The organism is Streptomyces sp. NPDC034085 (assembly GCF_055575555.1).
Window position 1 is genome coordinate 337,737 of record NZ_JBVISL010000006.1, and the last position, 13,948, is coordinate 351,684.

13 protein-coding genes are annotated in these 13,948 nt (G+C 74.9%); 9 read left to right on the forward strand and 4 right to left on the reverse strand.

All coding sequences use genetic code 11. The features are described from left to right. The first annotated feature begins 21 nt into the window (after nucleotides 1-21). Nucleotides 22-2,121, forward strand: coding sequence for a primosomal protein N' (locus ACZ501_RS22880; RefSeq protein ID WP_468797590.1), 2,100 nt, complete (start codon nucleotides 22-24; stop codon nucleotides 2,119-2,121). Nucleotides 2,122-2,215: 94 nt separating this feature from the next. Here the strand turns inward: ACZ501_RS22880 and ACZ501_RS22885 are convergent, their stop codons facing one another. Further along, nucleotides 2,216-2,743 (reverse strand): hypothetical protein, encoded by a 528-nt coding sequence (locus ACZ501_RS22885; protein WP_361609474.1) that lies wholly within the window; start codon nucleotides 2,741-2,743, stop codon nucleotides 2,216-2,218. A 248-nt stretch (nucleotides 2,744-2,991) separates the two neighbouring features. Here ACZ501_RS22885 and fmt point away from each other — a divergent pair, with 248 nt between their 5' ends. The 7 genes from fmt (at nucleotide 2,992) to ACZ501_RS22920 (ending at nucleotide 8,665) form a co-directional block, all read left to right on the forward strand. Further along, a complete protein-coding gene (gene fmt / locus ACZ501_RS22890) occupies nucleotides 2,992-3,936 on the forward strand; it encodes a methionyl-tRNA formyltransferase (RefSeq protein WP_361609472.1) in 945 nt (314 codons plus the stop codon). 49 nt (nucleotides 3,937-3,985) lie between these two features. Further along, complete coding sequence (locus ACZ501_RS22895) at nucleotides 3,986-5,452, forward strand: RsmB/NOP family class I SAM-dependent RNA methyltransferase (RefSeq protein WP_361609470.1); 1,467 nt, start codon at nucleotides 3,986-3,988, stop codon at nucleotides 5,450-5,452. 143 nt (nucleotides 5,453-5,595) lie between these two features. Beyond that, on the forward strand, nucleotides 5,596-6,282 hold the full coding sequence (rpe, locus tag ACZ501_RS22900) for a ribulose-phosphate 3-epimerase (protein ID WP_361609468.1): 687 nt from the start codon (nucleotides 5,596-5,598) through the stop codon (nucleotides 6,280-6,282). Nucleotides 6,283-6,420: 138 nt separating this feature from the next. Beyond that, the gene (locus ACZ501_RS22905) at nucleotides 6,421-7,434 is read left to right on the forward strand and encodes a sugar-binding transcriptional regulator (protein WP_361609480.1); all 1,014 of its coding nucleotides are present in this window, start codon (nucleotides 6,421-6,423) and stop codon (nucleotides 7,432-7,434) included. A gap of 151 nt (nucleotides 7,435-7,585) precedes the next feature. Next, nucleotides 7,586-7,807 carry a hypothetical protein gene (locus tag ACZ501_RS22910; protein WP_361609466.1) on the forward strand — a complete coding sequence of 74 codons (222 nt, stop codon included), beginning with the start codon at nucleotides 7,586-7,588 and terminating at the stop codon, nucleotides 7,805-7,807. Between the two features lie 49 nt (nucleotides 7,808-7,856). Then, nucleotides 7,857-8,294: a guanyl-specific ribonuclease gene (locus ACZ501_RS22915; protein ID WP_468797593.1), complete on the forward strand. Its 438-nt coding sequence runs from the start codon at nucleotides 7,857-7,859 to the stop codon at nucleotides 8,292-8,294. Beyond that, complete coding sequence (locus tag ACZ501_RS22920; RefSeq protein WP_361609462.1) at nucleotides 8,291-8,665, forward strand: barstar family protein; 375 nt, start codon at nucleotides 8,291-8,293, stop codon at nucleotides 8,663-8,665. The genes ACZ501_RS22915 and ACZ501_RS22920 overlap by 4 nt, the downstream gene beginning before the upstream one ends. A 99-nt stretch (nucleotides 8,666-8,764) precedes the next feature. Here ACZ501_RS22920 and ACZ501_RS22925 read toward each other — a convergent pair whose 3' ends face one another. Continuing rightward, nucleotides 8,765-9,130, reverse strand: coding sequence for a cupin domain-containing protein (locus tag ACZ501_RS22925; protein WP_468797596.1), 366 nt, complete (start codon nucleotides 9,128-9,130; stop codon nucleotides 8,765-8,767). A gap of 215 nt (nucleotides 9,131-9,345) precedes the next feature. Between ACZ501_RS22925 and ACZ501_RS22930 the strand changes: the two genes are divergently transcribed. Continuing rightward, nucleotides 9,346-10,809, forward strand: a complete 1,464-nt coding sequence (locus ACZ501_RS22930) for a GuaB1 family IMP dehydrogenase-related protein (protein WP_361609478.1) — start codon at nucleotides 9,346-9,348, stop codon at nucleotides 10,807-10,809. Between the two features lie 111 nt (nucleotides 10,810-10,920). Here the strand turns inward: ACZ501_RS22930 and ACZ501_RS22935 are convergent, their stop codons facing one another. Both ACZ501_RS22935 and ACZ501_RS22940 read right to left on the reverse strand, forming a co-directional pair. Then, nucleotides 10,921-12,126, reverse strand: coding sequence for a sensor histidine kinase (locus ACZ501_RS22935; protein WP_468797599.1), 1,206 nt, complete (start codon nucleotides 12,124-12,126; stop codon nucleotides 10,921-10,923). Further along, nucleotides 12,123-13,856: a sodium/solute symporter gene (locus ACZ501_RS22940; RefSeq protein WP_468797602.1), complete on the reverse strand. Its 1,734-nt coding sequence runs from the start codon at nucleotides 13,854-13,856 to the stop codon at nucleotides 12,123-12,125. Before ACZ501_RS22940 ends, ACZ501_RS22935 begins: the two co-directional genes overlap by 4 nt. Between the last annotated feature and the right edge of the window lie 92 nt (nucleotides 13,857-13,948).

Here is a 13,948-nt window from a genome sequence, read left to right on the forward strand (position 1 = left end):
GCGTTTGGTAAGAATGCCTGTGTGAGCAGCGCGAACGATTCCCCGCCGGAACAGCTCGCCCTGATCCGGGAGATGGTCGCCGAGGCGAAGGCCAAGGCGCCCAAGGCCAAGCCGCGTACCTGGCGCGGGGCCGCCGTCGCCGAGCAGCTGCCCGTCGCCCGTGTCCTCGTGAACAAGGGCGTGCTCCACCTCGACCGGCTCTTCGACTACGCCGTCCCCGCCGAGCTGTCCGAGGCCGCCCAGCCCGGTGTGCGCGTCCGGGTGCGCTTCGGAGCCGGCTCCCACCGGGTGCACGGCGGCCGCCGCGAGGGCGGTGGGCTCATCGACGGCTTCATCGTGGAACGGCGCGCCGACTCCGACTACGACGGCGCCCTGGCCGCCCTCGCCCAGGTCGTCTCGCCCGAGGTGGTCCTCGGCCCCCGCCTGCTGGCCCTCGCCCGGGCCGTCGCCGACCGGTACGCCGGGAGCCTGGCCGACGTGCTCCAGCTGGCCCTGCCCCCGCGCAGCGCCCGCGCCGAGGCCAGGCCCTCGCCGGAGCCGCTGCCGCCGCCCGCCGCGCCCGAGCCCGGCGGCTGGAGCCGCTACGGCGCCGGCCCCGCCTTCCTGCGGGCCCTGGCCACCGGGGGCACCCCCCGCGCGGTGTGGACCGCGCTGCCCGGACCCGGCTGGGCCGACGAACTGGCCCGGGCCATGGCCGCCACCCTCGCCTCCGGGCGCGGCGCCCTCGCGGTGGTGCCCGACGGGCGCACCGCCGCCCGGGTCGACGCCGCCCTCACCGCCCTGCTCGGCGAGGGCCGGCACGCGCTGCTGACCGCCGAGTCCGGCCCCGAGAAGCGCTACCGGCAGTGGCTCGCGGTCAGCCGGGGCTCCGTACGCGCCGTCGTCGGCACCCGGGCGGCGATGTTCGCCCCCGTACGGGACCTCGGGCTGGTCGCGGTGTGGGACGACGGCGACTCCAGCCACAGCGACGACCACGCCCCCTTCCCCCACGTCCGCGAGGTGCTGGAGCTGCGCGCGGTCAGCGACGGCTGCGGCTTCCTGGCCGGGAGCACCAGCTGCACGGTGGAGGCCGCGCAGCTGGTGGAGTCCGGCTGGGCCCGGCCGCTCGTCGCGGACCGGGAGACCGTACGGGCCGCCGCGCCCCGCATCCGCACCGTCGGCGACGAACTGCTGGCCCGCGACGGGGCGGCCCGCGCGGCGCGGCTGCCGAGCCTGGCGTGGGAGACCGTCCGGGAGGGCCTGAAGAGCGGGCCCGTACTGGTGCAGGTGCCCCGGCGGGGGTACGTGCCCCGCCTCGCCTGCGAGCGCTGCCGGACCCCCGCCCGGTGCACGGTGTGCGCCGGACCGCTGGAGGCCCCCGACGAGCGGGAGCTGCACTGCGGGTGGTGCGGGCGGACCGAGAGCGCCTGGCACTGCGAGGAGTGCGGCTCCTTCCGGCTGCGGGCCCAGGTGGTGGGCGCGCGGCGCACCGCCGAGGAGCTGGGCCGGGCCTTCCCCGCGGTGGCCGTACGCACCTCCGGGCGCGACCACGTGCTGGACGAGGTGCCCGACCGGCCCGCGCTGGTGGTGAGCACGCCGGGCGCCGAACCGGTCGCGGCGGGCGCCGGGTACGCGGCCGCGCTGCTGCTGGACGGCTGGGCGATGCTCACCCGGCCCGACCTGCGGGCGGGGGAGGACGCCCTGCGCCGCTGGATCGCCGCCGCCTCGCTGGTCCGCAGCGACGGGCAGGTGGTGGTGGTCGCCGAGCCGACGCTGCGCCCCGTCCAGGCCCTGGTGCGCTGGGACCCCGTCGGGCATGCCGTACGGGAACTGGCCGAGCGGGCTCAGCTGGGCTTCCCGCCGGTGTCGCGGATGGCCGAGGTGGCCGGCCGGGCGGACGCGCTGGAGGCCTTCCTCGAAGCCGCCGACCTGCCGGCCGACGCGGAGGTGCTGGGCCCGGTGCCGCTGCCCGGGCGGCGGGGCGGGGGCTCGCCGGGGGAACGGGCGCTCGTGCGGGTCCCGCCGGGGAGCGGGGCCGCGCTCGCCCGGGCGCTGAAAGAGGCGCAGGCCGCCCGGCTCGCGCGGGGGATCGCGGCGGGGGAGGCGGTCCGGGTGCGGATCGACCCTCCGGACATCGGCTGAGCCGTACGAGTGCCCGCCGCCCGGGCACGGTGCGGGGGCGGCGGGCACGCGGTGGCGTGCCGTCGGGGGTCGGCGTCCCGGCGGCGGGGACGGGTCAGCCGTTGCGGGGGCCGGGGAAGGCCGACTGGCGTGCGGCGGCCGACACCACGGGGGCGTGGGCCTCCTCGCGTACGGGCTGCGGGGGCACCGAGCGGGCCGCCGGGATCGTGGGGAGCGGTCCCAGGGTGCGGGTGGTGGTGCCCTCGGCCAGCGGTTCGGCGGCCTCGGCGGCCTGCGCGCGGCGCGCACCGTAGCGGCGGTGCACGGCCTGCTTGGTCACGCCGAGCGCCGAGCCGACCGCGTCCCAGGAGAAGCCGAGGGAGCGGTCGAAGTCCACCGCCGCGGTGACCAGCGTCTCGACGCTGTCCCTCAGCTCCTGGGCGAGGCGGACGGTGGGGGCGGGGGCCCTGCCGTAGACGACGAAGCCCGTCGAGGGCCCGGAGCGGCGCGGGCGGTAGACGTTGCCGAGCTGGGCCGTGAGCGTACGCAGTGCGTCCACCTGCCGGCGAACCCGCTCGATGTCCCGCACGAGGAGGTGCAGGCTGGCCCGTGCTTGGGCGTCATGGGTGGCGTGGTCGGCCATGGAGAAGCCTCTCGAACCGGTGCTGGAGAGCGGATCGGGCCGCAGACACCGTTCTTGATCGCGGCCCGGGTCGGTCAATCTCACTTGACCAACGCGCCAGCGGGCGCCCAGGTCACGCACTGGGGGCGTGTCGGCATATGCGAGGGGCGCGCGGGTGTCCGTACGCCCCCCGATACCGCAGGTGGGCCGGGGTGGACGTCCCCTAGACTGGTGTGCTGCTGACAGCCGAGATAGCGAGGTAGGACCCAGTGAAGCTCGTCTTCGCCGGCACCCCCGAGGTCGCCGTGCCCGCCCTGGACGCCCTGATCGCCTCCGGGCGGCACGAGGTCGCGGCCGTCGTCACCCGGCCCGACGCCCCCGCCGGGCGGGGCCGCCGGCTCGTCGCCAGCCCCGTCGCCGAACGCGCCGAGGAGGCGGGGATCGAGGTCCTCAAGCCCGCCCGGCCGCGCGACGAGGAGTTCCAGGCCCGGCTGCGGGAGATCGCCCCGGACTGCTGCCCGGTCGTCGCGTACGGGGCGCTGATCCCCAAGAGCGCGCTGGACATCCCCCGCCACGGTTGGATCAACCTGCACTTCTCGCTGCTGCCCGCCTGGCGCGGCGCCGCCCCCGTCCAGCACTCGATCATGGCGGGCGACCAGGTCACCGGCGCCTCCACCTTCCGCATCGAGGAGGGCCTCGACACCGGCCCGGTCTTCGGGGTCCTCACCGAGGAGATCCGCCCGACCGACACCAGCGGCGACCTGCTGACCCGCCTCGCGTTCGCCGGCTCCGGACTGCTGTCGGCCACCATGGACGGCATCGAGGACGGCAGCCTGCGCGCCATGGAGCAGCCCGCCGAGGGCGTCTCCCTCGCGCCGAAGATCACCGTCGAGGACGCCCGGGTGGACTGGAACGCCCCCGCGCTGCGCGCCGACCGCGTGGTGCGCGGCTGCACCCCGGCCCCCGGCGCCTGGACCGTCTTCCGCGGCGAGCGCCTCAAGCTGATCTCCCTCGGGCTCGTCCCGGACCGCACGGACCTGGCCCCGGGCGTGCTGGCCCCCGCCAAGAACAACGTCTACGCCGGCACCGGCTCGCACGCCGTCGAGCTGCTCTGGGTGCAGCCGCAGGGCAAGAAGCCGATGAAGGGCGCCGACTGGGCCCGCGGGGTGCGCATCGCTCCCGGCGAGCGCCTGGGCGGGGCCGACGTAGGCTGATCCCGAGCCCCACCGCAACCGCACCTCGTAACCCCGGAGCACCTTTCACGTGAGCGAACAGCCCCGTCGTCGTCCCGCCCCCAAGACGGGCGCCGGCAAGCAGGCCAAGCCCTACCGCCGGCCCCAGAAGGACCCCGTCCGGTTGCTGGCCTACGAGGTGCTGCGGGCGGTGGACGAGCGCGACGCGTACGCCAACCTGGTCCTGCCCCCGCTGCTGAAGAAGGCCCGGCAGGACGAGCGGTTCCAGGCGCGCGACGCGGCCCTGGCCACCGAGCTGGTCTACGGCACCCTGCGCCGGCAGGGCACGTACGACGCGGTCATCTCCGCCTGCGTGGACCGGCCGCTGCGCGAGGTGGACCCGCCGGTCCTGGACGTGCTCTCGCTGGGCGCCCACCAGCTCCTCGGCACCCGCATCCCCACGCACGCGGCGGTCTCCGCCAGCGTGGAGCTGGCCCGCGTGGTGCTCGGCGACGGACGGGCGAAGTTCGTCAACGCCGTGCTGCGCAAGATCGCCGCGCACGACCTCGACACCTGGCTGGAGCGGGTCGCGCCGCCGTACGAGGAGGACGCCGAGGAGCACCTCGCGGTCCGCCACTCCCACCCCCGCTGGGTCGTCAGCGCCCTGTGGGACGCGCTGGGAGGCGGCCGCGCCGGGATCGAGGACTTGCTGGAGGCCGACAACGAGCGGCCCGAGGTGACGCTGGTGGCCCGCCCGGGCCGGTCCACGCCCCAGGAACTGCTGGAGGCGCTCGGCGAGGAGTCGGCGCTGCCGGGGCGCTGGTCCCCGTACGCCGTCCGGATGGCCGAGGGCGGCGAGCCGGGCGCGCTGGAGGCGGTCCGCGAGGGGCGCGCCGGGGTGCAGGACGAGGGCAGCCAGCTGGTGGCCCTGGCCCTGGCGGCGGTCCCGGTCGAGGGCCGCGACGAGCGGTGGCTGGACGGCTGCGCCGGCCCGGGCGGCAAGGCGGCCCTGCTCGGGGCCCTCGCCGCGCGGCGCGGGGCCTTCCTGCTGGCCTCCGAGAAGCAGCCGCACCGGGCGCGCCTGGTGGAGAAGTCGCTGGCCGGCAACCCGGGCCCGTACCAGGTCATCGCGGCCGACGGCACCCGGCCGGCCTGGCTGCCGGGCTCCTTCGACCGGGTCCTGATGGACGTGCCCTGCTCCGGCCTGGGGGCGCTACGCCGCCGCCCGGAGGCCCGCTGGCGGCGCCGCCCGGAGGACCTGGAGGGCTTCGCGCCGCTCCAGCGGGGCCTGCTGCGCGAGGCCCTGTCCGCCGTGCGCGTGGGCGGGGTCGTGGGCTACGCGACCTGCTCCCCGCACCTGGCGGAAACCCGGGTGGTCGTCGAGGACGTCCTGCGGGGCCGGGGCGCGGGAGCGCAGCCGGTGGCGGCGGAACTGATCGACGCCCGGCCGTACATGGAGGGCGTACCGGCGCTGGGCGACGGCCCGGACGTCCAGCTGTGGCCGCACCTGCACGGTACGGACGCCATGTACCTGGCGCTGCTGCGGCGCACGGCGTAGCAGCCCGCCCGCTGTGCCCGCCGGAGCGGGTCCACCGCGCCCGGCGGGCGGCCGGCAGGCCGTGACCGGCCGCGTGCCGCTGCGCGCAATCGGAGTGCCGGGGCCGTGGCCGGAACTGCCCGGCGGCATGGCAGGCTTGGGGCATGGCCGTTCAGATCAATCCCAGCATCCTGTCCGCCGACTTCTCCCGCCTCGCCGAAGAGGCGAGGGCCGTCGAGGGGGCCGACTGGCTGCACGTCGACGTCATGGACAACCATTTCGTCCCGAACCTCACCCTCGGCGTGCCGATCGTGGAGTCGCTCAGCCGGGCCACGGACATCCCGCTGGACCTGCATCTGATGATCGAGGACCCGGACCGCTGGGCGCCGCAGTACGTGGAGGCCGGCGCCGGGTCGGTCACCTTCCACGCCGAGGCCGCCGCGGCCCCCGTCCGCCTCGCGCGGGAGATCCGGGCCAAGGGCGCCCGGGCGGCGATGGCGCTCAAGCCCGGCACCCCGATCGAGCAGTACGAGGACATCCTTCCCGAACTCGACATGGTGCTGATCATGACGGTCGAGCCGGGCTTCGGCGGCCAGGCCTTCCTCGACATCATGCTGCCCAAGGTCCGCCGGACCCGTGAGCTGATCGCCAAGCACGGGCTGGACCTGTGGCTCCAGGTGGACGGCGGGGTCTCGGCCAGCACGATCGAGCGGGTGGCCGAGGCCGGCGCCGACGTGTTCGTGGCGGGCAGCGCGGTCTACGGGGCGGTCGATCCGGCCGCCGCGGTCCGGACCCTGCGCGAGCAGGCCGGGGCGGCGATCGCCGCGGCGCCCTGGGCGTGCGACCACTGAGGCGTGCCCCGGGGGACGGCTCGGTGAACGGAAGCCGTCCAGGCTGATCAACGGCCGTCGGATCTGACAGGATGAACGGCGAGTCGAGAGTGTGAACACGACAGTGTGAACAGCAGTGAGGAGAGCGCGGTGTCTGCAATGTCGGCGGGACGGTCAGCCCTGCGGATGGGACCCGCGGAGCTGGTTCAGGCGGCGGCCATGGCGCGCCGCTTCTACCTGGAGGGCAAGTCCAAGATCCAGATCGCCGAGGAGTTCGGCGTGAGCCGCTTCAAGGTGGCCCGGGTCCTGGAGACCGCCCTCGAACGCGACCTCGTACGCATCGAGATCCGGGTGCCGGCGGAACTGGACGCGGAGCGCTCCGACGCGCTCCGCGCCCGGTACGGGCTGCGGCACGCCGTCGTGGTGGAGTCGCCCGCCGACGCGAGCGAGGACGCCCCGGACCCGGAGAACCTCGGCGCGGTCGCGGCCGATCTGCTGGGCGAGCTGGTCAACGAGGGCGACGTGCTCGGGCTGGCGTGGGGGCGTTCGACCATCCACATGGCCGCCTCCCTGCACCGGCTGCCCCCCTGCACCGTCGTCCAGCTGACCGGCGTCTACGACGCGGGGACCGCCGAGCGCGGCTCCGTGGAGGCCGTGCGCAGGGCCGCGCAGGTCTCCGGCGGGGACGCGCACCCGATCTACGCCCCGATGCTCCTCCCGGACCCGGCGACCGCGGCCGCGCTGCGCAGCCAGACCGGGATCGCGCGGGCCTTCGAGTACTTCGACAAGGTGACCGTCGCGGCCGTGTCCATCGGCTCCTGGGAGCCGGGGATCTCCACGGTCCACGACATGCTGACCGACGAGGAGCGGGCGCACTACGCCTCGCTCGGTGTCGCCGCCGAGATGTCCGCCCACCTCTTCGACTCGCAGGGCCGGCGGGTCGGCCGGGACCTGGGCGAGCGCTGCATCACCGTCGAGGCCGACCGGCTGCGACGGATCCCCGAGGTCGTGGCGATCGCGGGCGGCCTGCGCAAGGCCTCCGCGATCGGTGCGGTGCTCCGCTCCGGGCTCGTGACCAGCCTCGTCACGGACACGGCCGTCGCCGACTACCTGCTGACCGAGTCCGCTCCGGGGCTGCGGCCGGCGCTGGAGCGGGCCGACCCGGACGACTGACGGGCCGGCGCCGGACCGGGTTCTTCCGGGCCCCCGCGGCGTGCCGCGGAGGTGCTGTGGCGGTGCTGTGGCGGCCCGCGGGACGAATGGTGCCGTAATCGAGACCCTCCGATGGGGCGCGGGACGGCCTCGCGGGCGCATACTGATTCCGATGACCAAGTCTGCAGTGCCTCGCCGTCATTTGCCGTCAAGCCCGTTCAAGGCTCCCGTGGAACCGCCGTTGCGGCAGTTCGCCGTGGGCGACCGGGTCAGTCACGACGAGCACGGCCTCGGCCGTGTCGTCGGTGTGGAGGAGGGGGTCGCCGTCCTCGTCGACTTCGGTTCGGTCCAAAAACGAGTTCTGAGTCCGTACACCAAGATGTCCGCGCTCTGACGCCGTCGGGCCGTTAGCGGCCGGACCGGATGTTTGGGACGATCGGGGCATGATCCTAGGGAACGTGCCCCGATCGCCGGCGCGTGTGCTGGGAGCCCTGTTCCTGTGCGCCGCACTGACCGCCGCGCTGTTGGGCTGCGGCGGTGGGGGCGCCCCGGCGCCGTCCGCCGCGCGCTCCACCGCCGCGGCCGCTCCCGCCTGGGCGAAGGGGATGCCCACCGTACGGGCCGACGCGCTGCCGCCGCAGGCGCGCGAGGTCCTGGCGCTCATCGACCGGGGCGGGCCGTACGCGTACCGGCAGGACGGGACCGTCTTCGGGAACTTCGAGAAGGCCCTGCCGAAGCAGAAGCGCGGCTACTACCACGAGTTCACGGTACGGACACCGGGCGAGCACGACCGCGGCGCCCGGCGGATCGTGACGGGCCAGGGCGGGGAGTTCTTCTACACGGACGACCACTACGAAACCTTCAAGGCGGTTCTCCGATGAGCCTCGACCCGCAGCCGCTCGCCCCGGCTCTGGCCGCCGCCGAGGAGGCCGGCTGGAGCGTCGTACGGCTCGACCTGGACGGCGTACGGAGCAAGGCGGCGCTGATGCGGCGCTGCGCGCGGATCCTGGGGGCGCCGCAGTGGTTCGGCGGGAACTGGGACGCGCTGGCCGACGTGCTGACCGACCTGTCCTGGCTGCCGGACGCCCCCGGACGGCTGCTGGCGGTGACCTCGTGGCGCGGCTACGCCGCCGAGCGGCCGGACGACTGGGACACCCTGCGGGAGGTCCTGGAGGAGGCGGCCGGCTTCTGGCGCGAGCAGGACGGGGCTCCCGCGCTGAAGGTGCTGCTGGCCGGGCCGGCGTCGTCCTAGCCGGCCGGGCCCCCGTCCGTACACCCGCTGATGCCCCCGGGCGGCACGCCGACCCCGGTACGGAGGGGAGCGCGTTCCGCACCGGGGTAACCTGCCGGGCTAGCCCGGCCGGCCCTTCACGTGGTCGATGACCCTGCGGAACTCGCCGCTCGGGGAGAAATCGACGTACTCGGTGTCGGCCAGCGCCACGGGAACGTGCCCGGGCCCCCAGTAGAAGGCGTCTCCCGCCACGTACTCCTCGTCCCCGTCCGCGGTGCGCAGCCTGAGGCGGCCCTTGAGCAGGTACCCCCAGTGGGGGCACTGGCACATGTCGCCCTCCAGCCCCTGGAGCGCCTCGGTCAGGTCCGCACCCTCGGGGAAGCGGAAGAACCCCACGCTGAGGTCCCCGCCGATCTCCTTGACCCGGACCTCCAGTGCGCCGTCCTCGATCTCGACGGGCGTTTCCTCCCGCGTCGTCTTCGCCATGGCTCCTCCTGCCCGGCCGGTGGTTCCCCCTCCTCCCACTGTCCGTCCGCCGGCCCACTCCCGCCCCGCGGGAGCAGGTCCCGTAGGAAACGACCAGGCGGCCCGTAATGTCCTGGACGATCAGCCCGGGCGGCATAAACGCCAGGCCGTGGGAGAATGAAGTACGTGCGTTTCCTCGGCTGGCTGCCCCGTCGAGGCCGTAGAAAGATCCTTCGATCGACTGGGATGTTCAGCACGTGCGTTTCCTCAATGACCTGAAGCCGCCGTACGACCTGACGTACGACGATGTGTTCATGGTGCCGAGCCGCTCCGCGGTCGGCTCCCGCCAGGGCGTGGACCTCTCTTCGCCCGACGGGACCGGCACCACCATTCCGCTCGTGGTGGCGAACATGACCGCCATCGCGGGCCGACGTATGGCCGAGACCGTCGCCCGCCGCGGTGGAATCGTCGTCATCCCCCAGGACATCCCGATCGAGGTCGTCACCGACGTCATCTCCTGGGTCAAGACCCGCCACCTCGTGCTCGACACCCCGATCACGCTGGCGCCCACCCAGACCGTCGCCGACGCGCTGTCGCTGCTGCCCAAGCGCGCCCACGGCGCCGGCGTCGTCGTCGACGAGGAGAACCGCCCCGTCGGCGTCGTCACCGACCACGACCTCACCGGCGTGGACCGCTTCACCCAGCTCTCCGAGGTCATGTCGAAGGAGCTCCTGCTCATCGACGCCGACATCGACCCCCGCGATGCCTTCAACCAGCTCGACGCGGGCCACCGCAAGCTGGCCCCGGCCGTCGACAAGGACGGCCGCCTGGTCGGCATCCTGACCCGCAAGGGCGCCCTGCGCGCGACGCTGTACACCCCGGCCACCGACGCCGACGGCAAGCTGCGCATCGCGGCGGCCGTCGGCATCAACGGCGACTTCGTCGGCAAGGCCAAGCAGCTGCTCGACGCCGGCGTGGACACGCTCGTCATCGACACGGCCCACGGCCACCAGGAGTCGATGATCAGCGCGATCAAGGCCGTGCGCGCGCTGGACCCGCAGGTCCCGATCGTGGCCGGCAACATCGTCGCCGCCGAGGGCGTCAAGGACCTCATCGACGCCGGCGCCGACATCATCAAGGTCGGTGTGGGCCCCGGCGCCATGTGCACCACCCGCATGATGACCGGCGTGGGCCGCCCGCAGTTCTCCGCGGTGCTGGAGTGCGCGGCCGAGGCCAAGAAGTACGGCAAGCACGTGTGGGCCGACGGCGGCGTCCGCCACCCGCGCGACGTGGCCATGGCGCTGGCCGCCGGCGCCTCGAACGTCATGATCGGCTCCTGGTTCGCCGGTACGTACGAGTCCCCGGGCGACCTCCAGCAGTCGGCCGAGGGCCGCCTGTACAAGGAGTCCTTCGGCATGGCCTCGGCGCGCGCCGTGCGCAACCGCACGTCGGAGGAGTCGGCCTACGACCGCGCCCGCAAGGCGCTGTTCGAGGAGGGCATCTCCACCTCGCGGATGTTCCTCGACCCGGCCCGCCCGGGCGTCGAGGACCTGATCGACTCGATCATCGCGGGCGTCCGCTCCTCCTGCACGTACGCCGGTGCCGGCTCGCTGGCCGAGTTCGAGGAGAAGGCCGTCGTCGGCATCCAGTCCGCGGCGGGCTACGCCGAGGGCAAGCCGCTGCACGCCAGCTGGAGCTAGTCCGTCCGCCCGTGGCCCCCGCCCCGCCCTCCCGGGCGCGGCGGGGGCCACGCGCACACCCCCGGTCGCGGCGGTGCGGGCGGCGGCCCGCCCGCTTCAACGGGCGGCGCGTCAGAAGGGGAGCACGCCCGCGCGGTACTTCGGGATCCGCACCGTGACCTTCATGCCGGCGCCCACACCCGTCTCGACGACCAGGCCGTAGGCGTCCCCGTACACCTGCCGCATCCGCTCGTCCACGTTGGGCAGCCCGATCCCCGACGCGGAGCCCGCCCGCTCCCCGGCCAGGATCCGTCGCAGCCGCGCCGGGTCCATCCCCACGCCGTTGTCCTCGATCGTCAGGACCGCCTCCGCGCCCGCGTCCCGCGCCGCGATCGTGATCCGGCACTCCTCGGTCGAGTCCTCCACCCCGTGCTTGACGGCGTTCTCCACCAGCGGCTGCAGGCACAGGAACGGCAGCGCCACCGGCAGCACCTCCGGCGCCACCTGCAGCGTCACCTTCAGCCGGTCCCCGAAGCGGGCGCCGGCGAGGGCCAGATACTGCTCGATGGAACGCAACTCGTCGGCCAGGGTGGTGAATTCGCCGTGCCTGCGGAAGGAGTAGCGGGTGAAGTCCGCGAACTCCAGCAGCAGCTCCCGCGCCCGCTCCGGATCGGTCCGCACGAACGAGGCGATCGCCGCGAGGGAGTTGAAGATGAAGTGCGGGGAGATCTGCGCCCGCAGCGCCTTGATCTCCGCCTCCATCAGCCGGGTGCGGGCCCGGTCCAGCTCCGACAGCTCCAGCTGTACGGAGACCCACCGCGCCACCTCCGTCGCGGCCCGCACCAGCACCGCCGACTCCCGAGACCCGTACGCGACCAGCGCCCCCAGCACCCCGTCCTCACCGGTCAGCGGCGCGAACACGGCCCACTTCAGCGGGCATCCGGGACGCAGGCACTCCGTGCGCACGCTCTGGCTGCGCCCCGACTCCAGCATCACCGCCACCCGGGCCATCGCCCGCCGCTGGTGGTGGTCGGCGCCCGGCCCGTCCCAGGCCAGCACCGCTTCCCGGTCCGTCAGGCACAGCGCCTCCGTCCCCAGCAGCGAACGCAGCCGCCGCGCCGCCTTGCGGGCGGCGTCCTCGGTCAGGCCCGCCCGCAGCGGGGGAGCGGCCAGCGAAGCGGTGTGCAGGGTGTGGAAGGTGGCCCGCTCGACCGGCGTGCCCAGGTCCAGCCCCGCCGTCCGCTCCCCGCGCCGGGCCTGCCACCGGCCCCCGGCCCAGCCCAGCCCCAGCAGCAGGGCCGCACCCGCCGCCTCCAGCAGCACCAGCGCCCCCGTCACCACGCGCCCCCCGCCGCGCGTTCCCCGGTCACGTCCTCGGGCAGGTGCAGCCGCGCCAGCGCCGCCGCCGTCCCGGCCGGGACCCGGGACCGGGTGGCCAGCGACACCAGCACCATCGTCAGGAACCCCAGCGGCACCGACCACACCGCCGGCCAGGCCAGCAGCGCGTGCGCCCACCCCCGGGGGGCCAGCCCGACCCGCGTCGCCAGCACCGCCCCGAGCGCGGCCCCGCCACCCGTGAGCAGCCCCGCCACCGCACCCGGCGGGGTCAGACCCCGCCACCAGATCCCGAGCACCAGCAGCGGGCAGAACGAGGACGCCGACACCGCGAAGGCCAGCCCGACCGCGTCCGCGACCGGCACCCGGGTGGCCACCACCCCGCACGCCAGCGGCACCGCCATCGCCACCACCACCGCCAGGCGGAAACTGCCCACCCCCCGCCGGGGCAGCACGTCCTGGTGCAGCACCCCCGCCACCGCCATCGTCAGCCCCGAGGCCGTCGACAGGAACGCCGCGAAGGCCCCGCCGGCCAGCAGCGCCCCCAGCAGCTCTCCGAGCAGTCCGCCCAGCATCCGTTCCGGCAGCACCAGCACCGCCGCGTCCGCGTTGCCGGTCAGCGCCAGCTCGGGCGCGTAGATCCGGCCGAGCGCCCCGTACACCTGCGGCAGCAGGTAGAAGACCCCGAGCAGCCCGAGCACCACCAGGGTGGTGCGGCGGGCCGCCCGGCCGTCGGGGCTGGTGTAGAAGCGCACCGCGACGTGCGGCAGGCCCATCGTGCCGAGGAACGTGGCGAGGATCAGCCCGTACGTGGCGTACAGCCGGTGCTCGCGCCCGCCCCCGGACAGCGGCTTCGACCAGCCGGGCGAGTCCGGTACCCGGCCCGCACGGGACTCCGGGACGGGGGTCCCCGGGATGAACTCCAGCCGGGTGCGCGCCCCCACCGCGTGCCGGCCCGGCGTCAGGGTCAGCCGGGTGCCCGCGTGGGACCGCCCGTCCACCCGGCCCGTCACCGTCAGCGTGAGCGGGGTGTCCACCGACAGCCGGACGTCCTGCCCCACGGTCACGGAGGTGTGCTCGCGGAACACCGCCGGGGCGTCGAAGGAGGCGCGCGGCGCGCCGTCCCCCGCCCAGGCGGCCAGCAGGAAGAAGGCGGGCACCAGCAGGGCGCACAGCTTGAGCCAGTACTGGAACGCCTGGACGAAGGTGATGCTGCGCATGCCGCCCGCCGCGACGGCCGCCGTGACCACGAAGGCGACCACGACCCCGCCCGCCCAGTCCGGGGCCCCGGTCAGCACGGTCAGGGTCAGCCCGGCCCCCTGGAGCTGCGGCAGCAGGTACAGCCAGCCCACCCCGAGCACGAACCCGACCGCGATCCGGCGCACCGCCCGCGACTGGAGCCGGGCCTCCGCGAAGTCGGGCAGCGTGTACGCCCCCGAACGCCGCAGCGGGGCCGCGACCAGCACGAGCAGCACCAGGTACCCGGCCGTGTAGCCGACGGGGTACCAGAGCATCTCCGGCCCCTGGAGCAGCACCAGCCCGGCGACGCCGAGGAAGGAGGCGGCGGAGAGGTACTCCCCGCTGATGGCCGCCGCGTTCAGCCGGGGGCCCACGGTGCGCGAGGCCACGTAGAAGTCGGAGGTGGTCCGGGATATGCGCAGTCCCAGCGCGCCGACCAGCACCGTCACCAGGACGACGACGGTGACCGCGGTCAGCGCGTACGTCTGGTTCACCGGAGTCCTTCGACGGGGGAGGGGATCCTCGGAGTCTACGCAGCGCCTCCGGCGGCACAACAGGCCCGTTCCGGCAGGCGCCCCGGGCCGGT